Raw genomic sequence first — 19,079 nt, forward strand, 5'->3', positions numbered from 1 at the left:
GTGCGCCACCCCGTCAGCCGCCGCAGACCGCCAGCGCCCGCGTCGTGCCGCCGGCCGCCCGGCCGAAACCCGGCCAGCGTATCGAGCGAGAAGCCCAGACCTCCCTCGTCGGCCCGGACGGTTTCCAGCTGCCGCCGATCCATCTTCTCGCCGAGCCGAGAGGCCCGGTGCGCGACGCCACGCTCTCGGCCGACGCGCTCGAACAGAATGCCCGCATGCTGGAAGGCGTGCTGGAGGATTTCGGCGTCAAGGGCGAGATCATCCATGTGCGCCCCGGCCCGGTCGTCACGCTCTACGAACTAGAGCCGGCCCCCGGCATCAAGTCCTCGCGCGTCATCGGCCTTGCCGACGATATCGCCCGCTCGATGAGCGCGATCGCCGCGCGCGTCGCCGTCGTGCCGGGCCGCAATGCCATCGGCATCGAACTGCCGAACCAGAGCCGCGAAACCGTGTATCTGCGCGAACTCATCGCCAGCCGCGATTTCGAGACCTCGAAGGCGCGCCTCGCCATGGCGCTCGGCAAGACGATCGGCGGCGAGCCGGTCATCTCCGACATCGCCAAGATGCCCCACCTGCTGGTCGCCGGCACCACCGGCTCTGGCAAGTCCGTGGCCATCAACACCATGATCCTGTCGTTGCTCTACCGCCTGAAGCCGGAGCAGTGCCGTCTGATCATGATCGACCCGAAGATGCTGGAACTCTCCGTCTATGACGGCATTCCGCACCTGCTCTCCCCCGTCGTCACAGATCCCAAGAAGGCCGTCGTCGCCCTCAAATGGACGGTGCGCGAGATGGAGGAGCGCTACAAGAAGATGTCGAAGATCGGCGTGCGCAACATCGACGGCTTCAACAGCCGCGTCGAGCAGGCGCTCGCCAAGGGCGAGAACATCGCCCGCACCGTGCAGACCGGCTTCGACCGCCAGACGGGCGAGGCGATCTACGAGACGGAAGAATTCGACCTGCAGCCGATGCCCTATATCGTCGTGATCATCGACGAGATGGCCGACCTGATGATGGTCGCCGGCAAGGACATCGAAGGCGCGGTCCAGCGGCTCGCCCAGATGGCGCGCGCCGCCGGCATCCATGTCATCATGGCGACGCAGCGCCCGTCCGTGGACGTCATCACCGGCACGATCAAGGCGAATTTCCCCACCCGCATCTCCTTCCAGGTGACGTCGAAGATCGACAGCCGCACCATCCTTGGCGAGCAGGGCGCCGAACAGCTGCTCGGCATGGGCGACATGCTCTACATGGCCGGCGGCGGGCGCATCCAGCGCGTGCACGGCCCCTTCGTCTCGGACGGCGAGGTCGAAGCGGTCGTCGCGCATCTGAAGACACAAGGCACGCCGCAATATCTCGAGGCGATCACCGTGGACGACGACGAGGACGGCGAGGGCGGCAGCGGCCCGGCCGGCACCGCCAATCTCGACGATTCGGACGATCCCTACGACCAGGCGGTGGCCGTGGTGCTGCGCGACGGAAAGGCGTCCACCTCCTATATCCAGCGCCGCCTCGGCATCGGCTACAACCGCGCCGCCTCGCTGATCGAGCGCATGGAAAAGGAGGGCCTGATCGGCCCCGCCAACCACGCCGGCAAGCGCGAGATCCTCGTGCCGACGGAAGACGAAATCTCGGGACGATGAGCCGAACGCAGCCCCCTTCGCGGCGTTTCGGCCGGCAAGTCCCGCACCACATTTCTGCCTGCGGGCCGATGCCATCATGGCGCCGCGTTTGGCTCGCATGAGAAACGCATGAAGGAGACCGACATGATCCGATCCGAACAAGACCGTGCGACCGGAACGCTGACCCGCCGCGGCTTCACCTGCCTGCTGGCTTTCACCCTCGCAGCCGGCCTTTCGGTGCTTTCGCCGACGGATGCCTCGGCGCAGGCGAGCGCCGCCGCACAGAAGATTGCCGACCATTTCGCCTCGGTGAAGACCATGATGGGCGAGTTCGTGCAGTTCGGCCCGCGCGGCGAGCAGACCGGCGGCAAGTTCTACATCAACCGGCCCGGCAAGATCCGCTTCAACTATGAAGACCCCTCGCCGATGCGCGTGATCTCCGACGGCAGGTCGGTCGTCATCGGCAACCGCAAGCTCAAGACCTGGGACATCTACCCGCTGTCCAAGACGCCGCTGAACCTCTTGCTCGGAGAGCAGATCGATCTTTCGGCCAAGATGGTGCGCAACGTGAAGGAAGAGGCGGATCTGACAACGATCGTCCTCGGCGACCGGAACATGTTCGGCGATTCGACCATCACCATGATGTTCGACCCGAAGACTTACGACCTGCGCCAGTGGACGATCACCGACGCGCAGGGCAAGGACACGTCCGTCATGATCTTCAACGTCAAGACCGGCGTCGCGCTCGACGACAAGGTCTTTGCGATTCCCTACGAGGAAATCCGCAACCGCGGCCGCAACTGACGGCTGACGGCGCGAAAGCCGTTTCCGTTTCGGGACACATGCGCTAAGACCCCCCGGACGACTTTCCGGGGGCAGGCATGACATTTTCGATCGCGACGTGGAACATCAACTCCGTGCGGCTGCGCATGCCGCTCGTCGAGCATTTCCTGAAGACCTTTTCGCCGGACATCCTGTGCCTGCAGGAAACCAAGTGCCCGAACGACCAGTTCCCGTCAAAGCCGCTGAAGGCGCTCGGCTACGAACACATCGTCATCCATGGCCAGAAGGGCTATCACGGCGTCGCCACCATCTCCCGCCTGCCCCTGACCGAGATCGTCGAGCGGCGCGACTATTGCAGCGTCGGCGATGCACGCCACATCTCGGTGCTCTTCCATCATCGGAACAAGTCGATCCGCCTGCACAATTTCTATGTTCCGGCCGGCGGCGACGAACCGGACCGCACGATCAATCCGAAGTTCGGCCACAAGCTCGATTTCATCGAGGAGATGAAGCTGCTGCATGCGCAGGCCGATGCCGGTATTTCCTCCATCCTCGTCGGCGACCTCAACATCGCACCGCTGGAGCACGACGTCTGGTCGCACAAGCAGCTCCTGAAGATCGTCAGCCATACGCCGATCGAGACGGACGGTCTGCTCGATGTGATGGCCAAGGGCGCCTGGGTCGACCTGATGCGCAGCAAGGTGCCGGCGGATGAAAAGCTCTATACGTGGTGGAGCTACCGCTCGGCCGACTGGGTGGCCGCCAACAAGGGCCGCCGCCTCGACCACATCTGGTCCTCCGCCGACCTCGAGCCGCATCTTGCCAATATTTCGGTGATCCGCGAGGCGCGCGGCTGGGAGCGGCCGTCCGACCACGTTCCGGTCATTGCGGAATTCGACTTCTGATTCTCTTCGAAGCGCTTTTCTGGAACTTCTTCAGGCGAAGCGACCGGAGAGGCCGCGCATCTGGCTGATCATCGCGGCAAGGTTCTCGCGGATACGCGCATCGACGAGCACGGCGACGTCCGGATATTCCTCCAGCATGCGCCGGAAGAGCGGACGGTTGATGCGAATGACCTCGCTGTCCTCCACCGCGACCGCCGTATATTTGCGCTCGACGGCGGAAATCATCGCCAGTTCGGAGAGCAGCGCGCCCGGCCCGGCCGTGCCTTCATTCCGCGTGACCCCGTCCCTGAGCGTCGAGGTCAGGGCGAACGCGCCATAGGCGATGACGAAGCCGCAATCGGCCGAAGTACCCTCGCGAAACAGCGTCTGCCCCTCCACCAGCCGACGGCGCTCCGCGCCGAAGGCCATCAGGCGCAGCTTGTCATCGGCAAGACCGGCAAAAAGCGGCACCTTGGAAAGAAGGGCGATATCGTCGCTGAGAGCCACGTCGGGCAATCTCCTGGTCAAGGGAGCAATTCCAGGGAAAGCGGCAAGCGGTTTCCGTCGGAATTGCGTGAATTTAAGGTACGATCTTGTAGCCGCCGTTCTCTGTCACGAGAATCTCCGCATTGGAAGGGTCCCGCTCGATCTTCTGGCGCAGACGGTAGACATGGGTCTCCAGCGTGTGGGTCGTGACGCCCGAATTGTAGCCCCAGACTTCCTCCAGCAGCACGTCGCGCGTCACCACCTTCTGGTCGGCGCGGTAGAGGTAGCGGATGATCGCCGCCTCCTTTTCCGTCAGGCGGATCTTCTGGCCGTTTTCCAGCGTCAGCAGCTTCTGCCCCGGCTTGAACGTATAGGGGCCGACGGTGAAGGTCGCATCCTCGCTGCTTTCGTGCTGGCGAAGCTGGGCGCGGATGCGCGCCAGAAGCACGGCAAAGCGGAACGGCTTCGTCACATAGTCGTTGGCGCCCGCTTCCAGCCCGAGAATCGTGTCCGAATCGGTATCGTGCCCGGTCAGCATGATGATCGGGGCCTTGAAGCCGCCCTTGCGCAACAGCTTCACCGCCTCGCGCCCGTCCATGTCCGGCAGGCCGACATCCATGATGAGCAGGTCGATCTGACCCGCGCGCGCCGCCTGGATGCCCCTGGTGGCCGTGGTTTCCTCGAGCGTCGAAAATTCCTCATAGAGCGAAAGCTGCTCGACGAGCGTTTCACGGAGGTCGTTGTCGTCATCGACAAGAAGGATGGTACGGGATGTCATGCTTTGGCTTTACCTCTCGGCATTCCTCTGGAAAGTAAGGGAACTGGCGCTTTTGGCAAGCCCGTCCATGGCTTAGCCAGATAAGTCGCCGCGTGGCGCGAATATGACGGATGGGTATGAACCGGATCACATCTCTTGAACATTGCGTGAGGACGATCCTCGTGCGCCCTGCGCCGGGCAGCATGACCCGCGCCATCCTGCAGGTCGGACCGCTGCGCATCCCCGCCGCCATCGGCCGCTCCGGGCGCACCAGCCGCAAGCGCGAGGGCGACGGCGCAACCCCCATCGCGGCCATGCCGCTTCTTTCGGGATACCTGCGCGGCGACCGCGTGGCCGCGCCGAGAACCACCCTGCCGCTCACACGCATCCGGCCCACCATGCTCTGGTGCGACGCACCGAAGGATCCTTCCTACAATCGTCTCGTCCGCGCGCCCTTCAAGCCGAGCCACGAGGAGATGCAGCGTCAGGACGAGCTTTACGACATCTGCCTCGTGCTCGACTGGAACGTCACCTCCCGCCGGCGCCAGGCCGGGTCGGCGATCTTCCTCCATCTCATCCGCCCCGGCTACGAGCCGACGGCCGGCTGCATCGCCATAGCGAGGCGCGACATGATTCGCATCCTGCCGCATATCGGGCGCGGGACAATCCTGCGCGTGCTTTGAGATTTTACCAAGGCACGGGCTGAAACAGTTGCCGGCGGGTCCTATATCAGCATCGCCCCTCGCCGGGCTGCAAGGCGCAGGGCAAGCCCGTCCGGGTTCAAGCACGCCCTTCTTTTCACGGAGCCATTCTGATGATCGATCAACCGACAATCACCTTTCATGACGGCAACAGCATTCCCCAGGTGGGTCTCGGCGTCTGGCAGACCCCGAACGACACGGCCGTAGCGGCGGTCAAGGCAGCGCTTTCCACCGGCTACCGCCATATCGACACGGCCGCGATCTACGAGAACGAGCAGGGTGTCGGCGAGGGCATCCGCGCTTCCGGGGTCGACCGCGCGGAAATCTTTCTCACGACGAAGCTGTGGAATTCCGAGCAGGGCTACGATTCGACGCTGAAAGCCTTCGATGCCAGCCTGAAGCTTCTCGGCACCGACTATGTCGACCTCTACCTCATCCATTGGCCGGCGCCCAATCGCAGCCAGTTCGTCGATACCTGGAAGGCCTTCATCCAGCTCCAGAAGGAAGGCCGCGCCCGCTCGATCGGCGTGTCCAACTTCTATCCCGAGCACCTGCAGCGCCTGATCGACGAAACCGGCATCACGCCGGTCATCAACCAGATCGAGTTGCACCCGGACTTCCCGCAGGCAGAGGCTCGCGCCTATCACGACAAGCACCGGATCGTTACCCAGTCCTGGAGCCCGCTCGGCCAGGGCACGCTGCTGGAGAACCCGGTCGTCGCCGGGGTCGCGGCCAAGCACGGCCGCACGCCGGCGCAGGTCATCATCCGCTGGCACATCGACAACGGCCTCGTCGTCATCCCGAAGTCGGTCACCCCTTCGCGCATCGAGGAGAACTTCAAGGTCTTCGACTTCAAGCTGGACGGTGCAGACAGGAAGACGCTGGCCGGCCTCGAAAAGGACGGCAAGCGCATCGGCCCCGACCCGATGACGGCAACGTTCTGATTTTCCCGATGGGCTTGGAAGCAGACCCATCGATCCTCCTGCCTCATCCTCGGGCCCGGCCCGAGGATTCTCCCTCAGCCGGACTGCGCCGGCGTGCCCGATGCCTTCTCGATCGCCGGATAGAGGCCGTCCCTGAGGCTCTTTTCGTCGAGAGGACCGACCTTCTTGTAGAGGATCGTGCCGTCCGGGCCGACGAGGTAGGTTTCCGGAATGCCGTAGACACCCCAGTCGATCGCCATCCTGCCGTCGGGATCAAGGCCAATGGCCGAGTAGGGATTGCCGAGTTCGCCGAGGAAGCGCAGCGCGTTCTCGCTGCCATCCTTGTAGTTGACGCCGAGGACCGTGAGGCGCGGGTCCTTCGACAGCGCCATAACCGCCGGATGCTCCTGCCGGCAGGGCACGCACCAGGAGGCCCAGAAGTTGACCAGCGTCAGCTTGCCCTTGCCCGATTGCGTCGTCAGGGCCGGCGTCGGCGCACCGTCCTTCGTCGCGCCGGCGAGCGGTTCAAGGTCGCGCCAGGGCGCCTTGTTGCCGATCAGCGCGGAGGGGATTTCGGAAATGTCACGGCCGGAATTGAGCTGCGTCCAGAAGATCAGCGCAAGACCGAGGAAGATCGCAAGCGGCAGCCCGGCGAGAACCAGGCGCGTGCGCATGCCCGCGCCTTCGGCATTGTTTTCGCTCTCGCTCATCGCGCATCCCCGGCCTTGGCGGAGCGACGGCGGATGCCGGCCGCTTCCAGCTGTTCCAGCTCGCGATGGCGGCCGCGATGGTCGAGCCAGACCCACAGCGCAAGGCCGATCGTAACGGCGAAGGCGGCGGCATAGGACGCCGCAACGTAGAAGGTATGGCTCATGAAGCGCCTCCCTGGTGCCCGGCGGACCGGGCGGCATGGCGGCGCAGCACGGCTATGCGGCGACGCAGGATCTCGTTGCGCATGGCAAGGATGTGCAGCGTGAAGAACAGCATGGTGAAAGCGATCGCCATGAAGAGCAGCGGCCAGAGGAATTCCGGATCGATGGTCGGGCCATCCATGCGGATGACGCTCGCCGGCTGGTGCAGCGTGTTCCACCATTCGACGGAGAACTTGATGATTGGGATGTTGACGAAGCCGACAAGGATCAGCACGGCGCTCACCTTGGCGGCCCGCGCCGGATCGTCCATCGCCCGGCCGAGCGCGATCAGGCCGAGATACATCAGGAACAGCACGAAGACGGAGGTCAGCCGTGCATCCCACACCCACCAGGTGCCCCACATCGGCTTGCCCCAGAGCGAGCCGGTAATGAGGGCGACCAGCGTGAAGCAGGCCCCGATGGGGGCCGCCGCCTTGGCCGAGACATCGGCAAGCGGATGGCGCCAGACGAGCGTGCCGAGCGCCGAGAGCGCCATGACCGAGTAGCACATCATCGACAGCCAGGCGGCCGGGACATGCACATACATGATGCGCACCGTCTCGCCCTGCTGGTAGTCACCGAGCGTCGTGAAGGAAAGGAAAAGTCCGACTGCGAACAGACAGAGCGTCAACCCGGCAAGCCAGGGCCAGACGATGGCGACCAGCGCCATGAACCGCGTCGGGTTGGCCAGATCGCTGAATTTTCGGATGGCAAGGCTCGGTTCGCTCATGGGGACCCTTCAACATGTCGGGTGGTTCTTTAACGCGTCAGCACCCCATCTTCAATTGATCTGCCGCAATCACATTAGCGTCAATCGCTCGAAAGGCGAAGTGCCGCGGCCGCCGCAACGGGGCCGATGACCGCAAAGAACAGGTTGAGCGCGACGAGAATGAGGAAGGGCGGCAGGAACGGCGCCGGGTCCTGGATCGCCGCATAGACGGCGCTCACCCCGAAGATCAGCACGGGAATGGCGAGCGGCAGCACGAGGATGGAGACGAGCAGGCCACCGCGCGGCAGCGCCACGGCAACCGCCGCGCCCGCCGCCCCGATGAAGGTAATCGCGGGCGTGCCGGCAAGAAGCGTCAGCGTCGTCGCACCGATGGCCACCTCATCCATGTTCATGAACAGGCCCAGCAGCGGCGAGGCGATGACCAGCGGCAGGCCGGTCGCGATCCAGTGCGCAAGGCATTTGACGAAGACCGTCAGCACCAGCGGCGTCTCCTGCATCAGCAGGAGATCGAGCGAGCCGTCCTCGCGCTCGGCCTGGAACAGCCGGTCGAGCCCGAGCAGCGAGGCGAGCAGCGCGCCGATCCACAGGATCGCCGGACCTATCCGCGAAAGGAGGTTGAGGTCCGGCCCGACGCCGAAGGGAATGACGGCAACGACCGTCATGAAGAACAGCACACCGACCAGCGCGCCGCCGCCGGAGCGAACGGAAAGCTTCAGGTCGCGAAAAAGCAGAGCCATCATGCCCATTCTCCCGGATAGGCATGTTCGAAGCCCTTCATCCTGAGCTCCTTCACATCCTTGAGCCCGAGCGGCTGGTGCGTCGCGGCAAGCGCGATGCCGCCGCGTGCAAGATGGGCGGTGACGAGACCGGCGAACATCGCCTCGGCCGCCACATCGAGCGCGGCCGTCGGTTCGTCGAGGATCCAGACCGGGCGCCAGACGACGAGAAGCTTCGCCATGGCCATGCGGCGCTGCTGGCCGGCAGAAAGATAACCGAAGGGAAGGTGGGCGATGCCGCCAAGCCCGACCGCCTCGACCGCCTCGAACACCGGCAGCCCCGCCCCACCGGCAAAATCGCCGAGGAAGGCTTTCCAGAAGGTCAGGTTCTCCTCGACGGTCAGCTCCCGCTTCATCGCATTGCGATGGCCGAGATAGTGCGCGGCCTCCCCGACCCGCTCGACCGGGTGCGCTGCAGCAAGAAGCTTCGCCGTTCCTGCCTCGGCTGGCAGCAGGCCGGCCAGAACACGTAGCAGCGTCGACTTGCCGGAGCCATTCGGCCCCTTGATGACAAGCGCCTCCCCGCTGGCGATCTCGAACGAAATATCTTGGAAAATCAGGTCTTCACCACGCTTGGCGCTCAACCCCTCGGCGACAAGCCGCATGACTGTTCACTTTCCCTTTACGACCATGGTCGCAACGCAAAAAAATTGTCCGAATTTGCCCTTCGGCGCTCTGGATCGTTTCTTAGAAATTATCTATAACGCCCGCAACACGCCAGCGGTCGGCGTGAATTTCATCCAAGCGCCGAACACGGGAATGATTTCCGCGTACGGACAGCGGAAATGACCGTACCCGCATCCCATACGCGCTTTTCAAGCGCTCGGGCGTTCGTACGTCAGTTTTCTGGCGACCAGACGGAGCGGGGTATAAAGTGTCCAGATCCCTAGACAGTTTCAATTGTCGTTCGACCCTTACGGTCAATGGCACCGATTATGTATATTTCAGCCTGCCCAAGGCTGAGGCGAACGGCCTTGCCGGCGTCTCGAAGCTGCCCTACTCGATGAAGGTGCTTCTGGAAAACCTGCTGCGCTTCGAAGACGGCCGCTCGGTCACCAAGGAGCACATCCTCTCCGTCGCGCAGTGGCTGACCAACAAGGGCACGGTCGAAAACGAGATCGCCTATCGCCCGGCACGCGTGCTGATGCAGGACTTCACCGGCGTTCCCGCCGTCGTCGACCTTGCCGCCATGCGTGACGCCATGGTTTCGCTCGGCGGCGACGCGGAGAAGATCAATCCGCTGGTTCCCGTCGACCTCGTCATCGACCACTCCGTCATCGTCGACGAATTCGGCACGCCGACCGCCTTTGCCCGCAACGTGGAGCTGGAATACCAGCGCAACGGCGAGCGCTACCGCTTCCTCAAGTGGGGCCAGCAGGCATTCAAGAATTTCCGCGTCGTTCCCCCGGGCACCGGCATCTGTCATCAGGTCAATCTGGAATATCTGGGCCAGACGGTCTGGACCAAGGAAGAAGACGGCGAGATCATCGCCTACCCGGATACCTGCGTGGGCACGGACAGCCACACGACCATGATCAACGGCCTTGGCGTTCTGGGCTGGGGCGTGGGCGGCATCGAGGCGGAAGCCGCCATGCTCGGCCAGCCGGTCTCCATGCTGCTGCCGGAAGTCATCGGCTTCAAGCTGACCGGCAAGCTCAAGGAAGGCGTCACCGCGACCGACCTCGTGCTGATGGTCGTGCAGATGCTGCGCAAGAAGGGCGTTGTCTCGAAGTTCGTCGAATTCTTCGGCCCCGGCCTCGACAACATGACGCTCGCCGACCGCGCGACGATCGGCAATATGGGCCCGGAATACGGCGCGACCTGCGGCTTCTTCCCGGTCGATGCCGAGACCGTCAACTACCTCACCATGTCCGGCCGGGAAGAACAGCGCATCGCGCTGGTCGAAGCCTATTCCAAGGCGCAGGGCATGTGGCGTGACGGCGACGGTTCCGACCTCGTCTTCACCGACACGCTCGAACTGGACCTCGGCGACGTCGTTCCGGCCATGGCCGGCCCGAAGCGCCCGGAAGGCCGCATCCCGCTGGAAAACATCGCGTCGGGCTTCGCCACGTCGATGGACAACGACTACAAGAAGCCGGGCCAGCTTGCGAACCGCTACGCTGTCGAAGGCACGGACTATGATCTCGGCCACGGCGACGTCGCCATCGCCGCCATCACGTCCTGCACCAACACGTCCAACCCGTCGGTCCTCATCGCCGCCGGCCTTCTCGCCCGCAACGCGGTCGCCAAGGGCCTGCAGACGAAGCCGTGGGTCAAGACCTCGCTGGCGCCGGGATCGCAGGTGGTTGGCGAATACCTCGCCAAGTCCGGCCTCCAGGTCGATCTCGACAAGCTCGGCTTCAACCTCGTCGGCTTCGGCTGCACGACCTGCATCGGCAATTCCGGTCCGCTGCCGGGCCCCATCTCCAAGACGATCAACGAGAAGGGCCTGATTGCCGCCGGCGTCCTGTCGGGCAACCGCAACTTCGAAGGCCGCATCTCGCCGGACGTGCAGGCGAACTACCTCGCCTCGCCGCCGCTGGTCGTGGCCTATGCGCTCGCCGGCTCCGTCCAGAAGGACCTCACCAGCGAACCGCTCGGCGAAGACCAGAACGGCAACCCGGTCTACCTCAAGGACATCTGGCCCTCCTCCAAGGAGATCCAGGAGTTCATCATGAAGTACGTCACGCGTGAGCTCTATGCCACGAAATACGCCGACGTCTTCAAGGGCGACGAGAACTGGCAGGCCGTGCAGGTGCCGGCGGGCCAGACCTATGCCTGGGACGACCAGTCGACCTATGTGCAGAACCCGCCCTACTTCGTCGGCATGGGCAAGACCGGCTCGGGCCTGTCCGACATCAAGGGCGCCCGCGTCCTTGGCCTGTTCGGCGACAAGATCACCACCGACCACATCTCGCCGGCCGGTTCGATCAAGGCGGCCTCGCCTGCCGGTGCCTACCTCATCGACCATGGCGTCGGCATCGCCGACTTCAACCAGTACGGCACGCGTCGTGGCAACCATGAAGTGATGATGCGCGGCACCTTCGCCAATATCCGCATCCGCAACCACATGCTCGGCCCGAACGGCAAGGAAGGCGGCTACACGATCCACTATCCTTCCAAGGAAGAGATGTCGATCTACGACGCGGCCATGCAGTACAAGGAAGAGGGCGTTCCGCTCGTCATCTTCGCCGGCGTCGAATACGGCAACGGCTCCTCGCGCGACTGGGCGGCCAAGGGCACGAACCTGCTCGGCGTCAAGGCCGTGGTGGCGCAGTCCTTCGAGCGTATCCACCGCTCGAACCTCGTCGGCATGGGCATTGTGCCCTTCGTCTTCGAGGAAGGCACGACCTGGGCCTCGCTCGACCTGAAGGGCGACGAGACCGTCACGATCGAGGGCCTGGAAGGCGACATCAAGCCGCGCGAGAAGAAGATCGCCAAGATCACCTACTCTGACGGCACCGTGAAGGACGTTCCGCTCCTTTGCCGTATCGATACGCTCGACGAGGTCACCTACATGAACAACGGCGGCATCCTGCAGACCGTTCTTCGCGACCTCGCTGCCTGAGCGAATTCGCTCTGAAATGCCAGATGCCGGGGCCAAAAGCCCCGGCATTTTCATGTTTCCGCGCCAGTATCGCAACGATTGGTTTCACTCCATCGTGACTTCCTGTTGAAGCGCCAAGCGCGTATGACGGCTCAAAAGGCTGGCCGTTCTGCCGGCGCTCCATTGGAACTGATCATGCCGAGACCGTACATACCGGAATGTCTGGCGATCCTGCTGATGCTTGGAGCCAGCACCGCCCACGCACAGGAAGCCGAAAAGCCGCAAGGCGTCGTCGAACTTTTCACCAGCCAGGGCTGTTCTTCCTGCCCGCCTGCCGACAAGGCGCTCGAGACGCTCGCGCGTGAGGGCAAGGTGGTCGCGCTCTCCTATCATGTCGACTACTGGAACTATCTCGGCTGGGCGGACACCCTCGCCTCGAAGGACAATACCGAGCGCCAATATGCCTATGCCCGCATGTTCGGCCGCAACGGCGTCTACACGCCGCAGGCCGTGCTGAACGGGCGCGAGCATGTCAACGGCGCCGACCTTTCCACCATCCGCCAGCGCATCGCGGCCATGCCGAAGGAAGGCAACGGCCTCGAAGTGCCCGTCGATATCGAGGTGAAGAACGACGAGTTGCGCATCCGCGTCGGGCCGGGCGAGGGCAAGGCCAATATCGTCATCGCCTATTTCGAGCGGGAACGCACGATCAACATCGACAAGGGCGAGAACCGCGGCAAGACGGTCAATTACTGGCACGCCGTGACCGACATGGAAACGATCGGTATGTGGGAAGGCAAGGAGACCAACCTGGTGCTTCCGGCCGACATGCTGAAGAAGAAAAAGAAAGCCGGCGGCTGCGCCGTGCTTCTCCAGCGCATGAAGAGCGCGGATACGCCGGGCGCCATCGTGGGCGCAACGGTGCTGAGCGGCGACAAGGCTTCGCGATAGACCTCCCCCAAGGCGGGGAGGTCCGGTCCGGCTTCTTCGAGGGGCTGGGGCTTGAGGGTTCGAAGAAAGACGGACCGGACCGAGACGAAGCTGCCGGCAACGGAATACAGGGCAACCTCGACAGGCGCGGCCGTACCGAACCGGCTTCCCGCACGAGGTAGCGGGCCGGTACGCGCTGCGACTGGGGAACTCTCTCTTTAAATTTGGGCGTCCGTTTGTCTGAAATGCGGCGAGACAAACTTTTGCGAAAACGCAAGTCTAGACCCGTCCGCTTGCTTTTCGGTGCCGGTCAGGCACACTGTCACCGTGCCGTCACAGACGAGGTGCCGAGATTCGATGACCGATCAGCCGGATTTTCAGGCGGCCAATGTCGTGGTCGACCTCACGGAATACCGTAGCAGCAAGGATCCGCTGCCCGTGACCTTCCATCGACGCGAGCTCGATGCAATCCTGCGCGTCTATGGCCGCATGGTCGGCGAAGGCGAATGGCGCGACTATGCCATCGACCATTTGCGCGACAGGGCGGTCTTCTCGATCTTCAAGCGCTCAGGCGAAACACCGCTCTATCGCGTCGAGAAAAACCCGAAGCTCGCCGCCAAACAGGGCGCCTACAGCGTGATCAACACGCACGGCACCATCCTGAAGCGCGGCCACGAGCTTGTCCAGGTGCTGAAAGTGTTCGACAAGGTGCTGCGGCTCATCGAGACGTGAGTTCCGTTTTCCGGCAACGCTCTCAGGCCATCGTTCCGGGATAGTCGGTCATGGAGGGGTCCGTATCCGCCCCCTCGCCCAGGGCACGCTGCATCAGGACCGTATCCAGCCAGCGACCGTGCTTGAAGCCGCTGGCCGCCATGCGGCCGTTGTGCTCGAAACCGGTGGCGCTGTGCACGGCGATGGAGGCGGGATGGGCACCGCCGATAACCGCCACCATCTGGCGGAAGCCCAGCGCCGTCGAGCGGCGGATCAGCTCTTCCAGAAGCGCCTTGCCGACGCCCTTGCCGCGCGCTTCCGGCGCGATATAGACCGAATCCTCGACAAGCCAGCGATAGGCCGGCCGTGTGCGGAAGGCGGATGCATAGGCATAGCCGAGGATGGCGCCGTTCTGTTCGACGGCGACAATATAGGGATAGCCCTTGGCCGTGATATCGGTGAACCGCGCCGTCATCTCCTCGAGCGAGGGCGGGTCGAGTTCGTAGCTCGCCACCCCGTTCAGCACGGATTCGCGGTAGATTTCGGTGAAAGCGGCAAGGTCGCCGATATCGGCGGTGCGAATGACGAAGCCCATGGAAAGCCTTCATGAATGGGGCGGCGGTACAGCGCGCCGCGGTTTGCGTCCGAAATCCCGTAAAATCGGAGATACGGGATGGCCAGCCACCCCGTATCCCCAGCCGCTCTTCAAGCGGCGTATCGCGTATCAGGCGCCGTAGACGATCAGGAGGTCCTTGGCGTCGATCTGGTCGCCGGCGCGCACCAGCACCTCCGAAATCGTGCCGTCCTTTTCCGCATGCAGCGCCGTTTCCATCTTCATCGCCTCGATGGAAACCAGCACGTCGCCCGCCTTGACAGACTGGCCTGCCGAGACCGAGACCGTCGAGATGACGCCCGGCATCGGTGCACCGAGCTGGGCGGCGTTGCCGATATCGGCCTTGCGGCGAACGGCGGAGGTGGCAGCACGGTTGCGATCCGGCACCTTGATGAGGCGCGGCTGACCGTTGAGTTCGAAGAACACCTTCACCATGCCCTGCGCATCCGGCTCGCTCTTCGCCTGATGCAGGATGACGAGCGACTTGCCCCTCTGGATTTCCGGCTGGAGTTCCTCACCCGGCGTAAGACCGTAGAAATAGGCCGGCGTCGGCAGGACGCTGACCGGACCATAGGTATCGGCGGCAAGCGCGTAGTCGGTGAAGACCTTGGGATACATCAGGTAGGAGGCAAACTCGAAGTCATCGACCTTGCGCTCCAGCTTGTCCTCGATCGCCTTGCGCTCGGCGTCGAGATCGGCCGGCGGCAGCAGGGAGCCCGGCACCGCGGTATAGGCCGCCTCGCCCTTGAGGGCCTTCTTCTGCAGCGCCTGCGGCCAGCCGCCCGGGGGCTGGCCAAGATCGCCCTTGAGCATGGAAACGACCGATTCCGGGAAGGAAACGTCCTTGGCCGGGTTCTCGACGTCGGCGACGGTGAGGTCCTGGCTCACCATCATCAGCGCCATGTCGCCCACCACCTTGGAAGACGGCGTCACCTTGACGATGTCGCCGAACATCTGGTTGGCGTCGGCATAGGCCTGGGCAACCCGGTGCCACCGGGTCTCCAGACCCAGCGAACGGGCCTGCTCCTTGAGGTTGGTGAACTGGCCACCCGGCATTTCATGCAGATAGACTTCGGAAGCCGGTCCCTTGAGGTCGTTCTCGAAGGCGGCGTACTGGTTGCGCACGGCCTCCCAGTAGAAGGAGATGCGGCGGATCCATTCCGGGTCGAGACCCGGATCGCGCTCCGAGCCCTTGAGGGCCTCGACGATCGAGCCGAGGCAGGGCTGCGAGGTGTTGCCCGAGAGCGCATCCATCGCCGCATCCACCACATCGACGCCGGCATCGACGGCGGCCAGCACGGTCGCGGCGGAGATGCCGGATGTGTCGTGGGTGTGGAAATGCAGCGGCAGATCGGTCGCCTCGCGCAGCGCCTTGAAGAGCACGCGCGCGGCGGCCGGCTTCAGGAGGCCCGCCATGTCCTTTACCGCGATCATATGCGCGCCCGCCTTTTCAAGCTCGCTCGCCAGCGCGGTGTAGTATTTCAGGTCGTATTTCGGACGCGCCGAATTCAGGATGTCGCCGGTGTAGCAGATCGCCGCTTCGCAGATGCGGTTCTCTTCCGCCACCGCATCCATCGAGACGCGCATGTTGTCGACCCAGTTGAGGCAGTCGAAGACACGGAAGACGTCGATGCCGCCCTTTGCCGCCTGACGGACGAAGTATTTCACGACATTGTCGGGATAGTTCTTGTAGCCGACGCCGTTCGCACCGCGCAGCAGCATCTGGAGCAGCAGGTTCGGTGCATCCTCGCGCACACGGGCAAGACGCTCCCACGGGTCTTCCGTCAGGAAGCGCATGGAAACGTCGAACGTCGCCCCACCCCAACATTCCAGCGAGAAGAGCTGCGGCAGGGCGCGGGCATAGGTGCCCGCGATGCGGGCGATATCATGCGTGCGCATGCGGGTGGCGAGCAGCGACTGATGGCCATCGCGCATGGTCGTGTCGGTGAGGAAGACCTGGTTCTCGCCGCGCAGCCATTCGGCGAATTTCTTCGGGCCGAGTTCATCGAGCTTCTGCTTGGTGCCGGCGACGATCTCGCTTTCGATGAAGGGCACGACAGGCCTGGCGACATCCTCCGGCGGCCTCGGACGGCCCTTTGCCTCCGGATGGCCGTTGACGGTGACATCGGCAAGATAGGTGAGCAGCTTCGTCGCGCGGTCCTGGCGCTTGACCTGCTGGAACAGTTCCGGCGTCGTGTCGATGAAGCGGGTCGTGTAGGTGTTGTCGCGGAACGCCTCGTGGCTGATGATCGCCTCGAGGAAGGTGAGGTTGGTCGCAACGCCGCGGATACGGAATTCGCGCAGCGCGCGATCCATGCGGGTGATCGCCTCGACCGGGTTCGGCGCCCAGGCCGTGACCTTCACGAGCAGCGGATCGTAGAAGCGGGTGATCACGGCACCGGGATAGGCCGTGCCGCCGTCGAGACGGATGCCGAAGCCCGAGGCCGAGCGGTAGCCGGTGATGCGGCCATAGTCCGGAATGAAGTTCTGTTCGGGATCTTCCGTGGTAATGCGGCACTGCAGGGCGTGGCCGTTGAGGCGGATGTCCTCCTGGCGCGGGACGCCCGATGACGGCGTGCCGATCGCCTCGCCGTCAAGGATATGGATCTGCGCCTTCACGATATCGATGCCGGTCACGACTTCCGTGACGGTATGCTCGACCTGGATGCGCGGGTTGACCTCGATGAAGTAGAACTTGCCGCTGTCGACATCCATCAGATACTCGACCGTGCCGGCGCCGATATAGTTGGTCGCCCGTGCGATCTTCAGCGAATAGTCGGCAAGCTCCCGGCGCTGCGCTTCAGTGAGATAGGGAGCGGGCGCGCGCTCGACGACCTTCTGGTTGCGGCGCTGGATGGAGCAGTCACGCTCGAAGAGATGCACGACATTGCCGTGCGTATCGCCAAGGATCTGGCTTTCGACGTGGCGGGCGCGCTCGACAAGCTTTTCGAGATAAACCTCGTCCTTGCCGAAGGCGGCCTTCGCCTCGCGCTTGGCTTCCGTCACCTCGCGGATAAGGTCTTTCGGGTCGCGGATGGCGCGCATGCCGCGCCCCCCGCCGCCCCATGAGGCCTTGAGCATCACCGGATAGCCGATTTCGGCGGCAAGGCGATGGATTTCCTTTTCGTCCTCCGGCAGCGGATCGGTGGCGGGCACGACCGGCACGCCGACGGAAATGGCGAGGTTGCGCGCGGCGACCTTGTTGCCGAGCCGGCGCATCGTATCCGGCCGCGGGCCGATGAAGGTGATGCCGGCGGCATCGCAGGCATCGACGAACTCCGGGCTTTCCGAAAGCAGGCCATAGCCCGGATGGATCGCATCGGCGCCGGAGAGCCTGGCGACGCGGATCACCTCGTCGATCGAGAGATAGCTTTCGATCGGCCCGAGATCACGCTCGAGATGCGCACCGCGGCCGATCTGGTAGCTTTCGTCCGCCTTGAAGCGGTGCAGCGCAAGTTTGTCCTCTTCCGCCCATATCGCGACCGTTTTGAGCCCCAGTTCATTGGCCGCGCGGAACACACGGATGGCGATTTCAGAACGGTTGGCGACAAGGATCTTGGAAATTGGCAAATCGGACTCCTCAGGGACTCGAAACGGGAAATGCTGCACCCGCGAAGAGAATTATTAGCGGGTAATTTTCAAAGTTCAATTTTGGAGTGGCTGTTCGGCAAAAGAAATATGACGGTCAGGAGACAAGACCGAGCCGAAAGGCGATGGCGGTGGCATGGTGCCGGTTGCGCGCACCGAGCTTTAGCTGGATGCCGTTCATATACCAGTCCACCGTATGGCTGGAAATTCCAAGGACACGGCCGATCTCGTTCGAGGTCATGCCTTCGGCAAGCAGGCTCAGCGCCTCCATTTCGCGGCGCGTCAATTCGACATCGACAACCGCCGAGAGCCGCGCCGCCGCTTCCGGGTCGGCAGCATGGATGAACTTCCAATAGAGCCGGCGGGCGATGCTGTCGAACAGCCCCACCTCGATTTCCTCCAGATCGACCGGCTTGCCACAGAGGCTGAGGCAGCCGATGAGGCCGCGCCGGCCGTGGACGGGGAACATGTAGCCATCCTCCAGCCCGTTCTGGCGCGCATCCACCATCATGCGTTCCATGCGCTTGCGATGCGGGCTTGCGCGGAAGGCAGAGAGCGTATCGCGCCAGCGAAAGCCTTCCTGCGCATGACCGAGATAGCGCACGGTGGGATCGACCTGCATGTAGCGCTTGCGCAGATAGGTCTCCAGCCAACCATCGGGCAAGCGGCCCGCCAGAAGCAGGGTCTCCGGGTTCTTCACGGGCCGCGGCGCCTGAATCAACCCGTAATATTCGAATCCGTAGAGAGCCAGAAGACGCTCGAACTCGGACGTCGCCTCCTCTCGGTCACGCAATTCGTCAATCAGTGCAAGGAATTGCACCAGCAGGTTGATTTTCATGTGTCCCTAGCGCCAAGGCGCCCTGATGAATACCTGAACTTGCTGGCCCGCTCCAAAAGACCAGTCATGTCCCGTTCATGTTGCCCCACATACAATTGGCAGGAACACAGGATGAAAATCAATCGCTCCAAGGGTATCGCGACACGCAAATCGCAAAATCAGGCAAAATTTCAGGCTCTTCCTCAAATTTGCCGTTCCACCAAGAAGTTTTGCCCCTTCCGCTGAGCAGACCCCGCAGCGAAGAGGCATGAAACTGCGTTTTACGCACAACACCAAGGT

18 protein-coding genes are annotated in these 19,079 nt (G+C 63.5%); 8 read left to right on the forward strand and 10 right to left on the reverse strand.

Annotated elements, in window-relative coordinates:
* From WA950_RS07245 to WA950_RS07255, 3 genes are all read left to right on the forward strand, one after another.
* On the forward strand, positions 1 to 1,643 hold a 1,643-nt coding region (locus tag WA950_RS07245), incomplete at its 5' end, for a DNA translocase FtsK (RefSeq protein ID WP_424551027.1).
* A gap of 108 nt (positions 1,644 to 1,751) precedes the next feature.
* Positions 1,752 to 2,426: an outer membrane lipoprotein carrier protein LolA gene (locus WA950_RS07250; RefSeq protein ID WP_424551028.1), complete on the forward strand. Its 675-nt coding sequence runs from the start codon at positions 1,752 to 1,754 to the stop codon at positions 2,424 to 2,426.
* Between the two features lie 77 nt (positions 2,427 to 2,503).
* Positions 2,504 to 3,310: an exodeoxyribonuclease III gene (locus tag WA950_RS07255; protein WP_424551029.1), complete on the forward strand. Its 807-nt coding sequence runs from the start codon at positions 2,504 to 2,506 to the stop codon at positions 3,308 to 3,310.
* A gap of 30 nt (positions 3,311 to 3,340) precedes the next feature.
* On the opposite strand, the gene WA950_RS07260 is transcribed toward WA950_RS07255, so the two are convergent.
* Both WA950_RS07260 and WA950_RS07265 read right to left on the reverse strand, forming a co-directional pair.
* Entirely contained in the window at positions 3,341 to 3,796 is a 456-nt protein-coding gene (locus tag WA950_RS07260) for a cyclic nucleotide-binding domain-containing protein (protein ID WP_424551030.1), read from the reverse strand.
* 73 nt (positions 3,797 to 3,869) lie between these two features.
* On the reverse strand, positions 3,870 to 4,553 hold the full coding sequence (locus WA950_RS07265) for a response regulator transcription factor (RefSeq protein ID WP_424551031.1): 684 nt from the start codon (positions 4,551 to 4,553) through the stop codon (positions 3,870 to 3,872).
* A gap of 182 nt (positions 4,554 to 4,735) precedes the next feature.
* Here WA950_RS07265 and WA950_RS07270 point away from each other — a divergent pair, with 182 nt between their 5' ends.
* Both WA950_RS07270 and WA950_RS07275 read left to right on the forward strand, forming a co-directional pair.
* A complete protein-coding gene (locus WA950_RS07270; protein ID WP_424551100.1) occupies positions 4,736 to 5,215 on the forward strand; it encodes a L,D-transpeptidase family protein in 480 nt (159 codons plus the stop codon).
* A gap of 131 nt (positions 5,216 to 5,346) precedes the next feature.
* Positions 5,347 to 6,177 (forward strand): aldo/keto reductase, encoded by an 831-nt coding sequence (locus WA950_RS07275; RefSeq protein ID WP_424551032.1) that lies wholly within the window; start codon positions 5,347 to 5,349, stop codon positions 6,175 to 6,177.
* A gap of 74 nt (positions 6,178 to 6,251) precedes the next feature.
* Here the strand turns inward: WA950_RS07275 and WA950_RS07280 are convergent, their stop codons facing one another.
* From WA950_RS07280 to ccmA, 5 genes are all read right to left on the reverse strand, one after another.
* Positions 6,252 to 6,866: a DsbE family thiol:disulfide interchange protein gene (locus WA950_RS07280; protein ID WP_424551033.1), complete on the reverse strand. Its 615-nt coding sequence runs from the start codon at positions 6,864 to 6,866 to the stop codon at positions 6,252 to 6,254.
* Positions 6,863 to 7,030 carry a heme exporter protein CcmD gene (gene ccmD / locus WA950_RS07285; RefSeq protein ID WP_424551034.1) on the reverse strand — a complete coding sequence of 56 codons (168 nt, stop codon included), beginning with the start codon at positions 7,028 to 7,030 and terminating at the stop codon, positions 6,863 to 6,865. Before ccmD ends, WA950_RS07280 begins: the two co-directional genes overlap by 4 nt.
* A complete protein-coding gene (locus WA950_RS07290) occupies positions 7,027 to 7,797 on the reverse strand; it encodes a heme ABC transporter permease (RefSeq protein WP_424551035.1) in 771 nt (256 codons plus the stop codon). Before WA950_RS07290 ends, ccmD begins: the two co-directional genes overlap by 4 nt.
* Before the next feature lie 80 nt (positions 7,798 to 7,877).
* Positions 7,878 to 8,537 carry a heme exporter protein CcmB gene (ccmB, locus tag WA950_RS07295; RefSeq protein WP_424551036.1) on the reverse strand — a complete coding sequence of 220 codons (660 nt, stop codon included), beginning with the start codon at positions 8,535 to 8,537 and terminating at the stop codon, positions 7,878 to 7,880.
* Positions 8,534 to 9,178, reverse strand: a complete 645-nt coding sequence (ccmA, locus tag WA950_RS07300) for a heme ABC exporter ATP-binding protein CcmA (protein ID WP_424551037.1) — start codon at positions 9,176 to 9,178, stop codon at positions 8,534 to 8,536. The genes ccmB and ccmA overlap by 4 nt, the downstream gene beginning before the upstream one ends.
* A 269-nt stretch (positions 9,179 to 9,447) precedes the next feature.
* On the opposite strand from ccmA, the gene acnA reads away from it, so the two are divergent.
* The 3 genes from acnA (at position 9,448) to WA950_RS07315 (ending at position 13,782) form a co-directional block, all read left to right on the forward strand.
* On the forward strand, positions 9,448 to 12,141 hold the full coding sequence (acnA, locus tag WA950_RS07305; RefSeq protein WP_424551038.1) for an aconitate hydratase AcnA: 2,694 nt from the start codon (positions 9,448 to 9,450) through the stop codon (positions 12,139 to 12,141).
* A gap of 171 nt (positions 12,142 to 12,312) precedes the next feature.
* Positions 12,313 to 13,071, forward strand: a complete 759-nt coding sequence (locus tag WA950_RS07310) for a DUF1223 domain-containing protein (RefSeq protein WP_424551101.1) — start codon at positions 12,313 to 12,315, stop codon at positions 13,069 to 13,071.
* Between the two features lie 336 nt (positions 13,072 to 13,407).
* Positions 13,408 to 13,782 (forward strand): DUF2794 domain-containing protein, encoded by a 375-nt coding sequence (locus WA950_RS07315; protein ID WP_424551039.1) that lies wholly within the window; start codon positions 13,408 to 13,410, stop codon positions 13,780 to 13,782.
* Between the two features lie 22 nt (positions 13,783 to 13,804).
* On the opposite strand, the gene WA950_RS07320 is transcribed toward WA950_RS07315, so the two are convergent.
* The 3 genes from WA950_RS07320 to WA950_RS07330 all read right to left on the reverse strand — a co-directional run bounded on the left by WA950_RS07320 (position 13,805) and on the right by WA950_RS07330 (position 18,800).
* Positions 13,805 to 14,356, reverse strand: a complete 552-nt coding sequence (locus tag WA950_RS07320; RefSeq protein ID WP_424551040.1) for an N-acetyltransferase family protein — start codon at positions 14,354 to 14,356, stop codon at positions 13,805 to 13,807.
* A gap of 129 nt (positions 14,357 to 14,485) precedes the next feature.
* Positions 14,486 to 17,944: a pyruvate carboxylase gene (gene pyc, locus WA950_RS07325; protein WP_424551041.1), complete on the reverse strand. Its 3,459-nt coding sequence runs from the start codon at positions 17,942 to 17,944 to the stop codon at positions 14,486 to 14,488.
* A gap of 115 nt (positions 17,945 to 18,059) precedes the next feature.
* The gene (locus WA950_RS07330) at positions 18,060 to 18,800 is read right to left on the reverse strand and encodes a helix-turn-helix transcriptional regulator (RefSeq protein ID WP_424551042.1); all 741 of its coding nucleotides are present in this window, start codon (positions 18,798 to 18,800) and stop codon (positions 18,060 to 18,062) included.
* Positions 18,801 to 19,079: the final 279 nt, after the last annotated feature.

Source organism: Shinella sp., from assembly GCF_049651085.1.
In the GTDB taxonomy this organism is placed as follows: Bacteria; Pseudomonadota; Alphaproteobacteria; order Rhizobiales; family Rhizobiaceae; genus Shinella.